The 333-nt window shown below is 49.8% G+C and carries 1 protein-coding gene; it reads left to right on the top strand.

Annotated features, from left to right (window positions below):
- A partial coding sequence (locus EOE67_RS20375; protein ID WP_164852457.1) for an integrase core domain-containing protein occupies nt 1-248 on the top strand: 248 nt, incomplete at its 5' end.
- Nucleotides 249-333: the final 85 nt, after the last annotated feature.

Below are 333 nucleotides of genomic sequence, written 5' to 3'. Positions count from 1 at the left end.
ATGGCCGCATCGAACGGTTTTTTGGAACTTTTAAACAGATGTTCAGGCAGCTGGATTTTAACGGCTGCCAGTTACAGCACGAGCTTGAAATCTATCGCAGCTGGTACAACCATGTCCGGCCGCATCAGAATTTAAACGGCCTGACGCCCGCTGAGATCTGGCTCGGCCGACCAAGTAAAAACCAGCACCATGCCAGTTGGGTATCAGCCTGGCATGGGGTGTTATGCGGCTATTATGTGCCAGGTTAAACAACACTTAGCGGTTTAAACAACACAACCCCACAGCGTTCAGAGCAAACGCCGGGTTCTATTGCCTAAAACCTGCAAATACTGT

The sequence above is a fragment of the Rheinheimera riviphila genome, assembly GCF_004005945.1.
GTDB lineage: Bacteria > Pseudomonadota > Gammaproteobacteria > Enterobacterales > Alteromonadaceae > Pararheinheimera > Pararheinheimera riviphila.
This window is presented reverse-complemented; position numbering and strand designations above follow the sequence as displayed.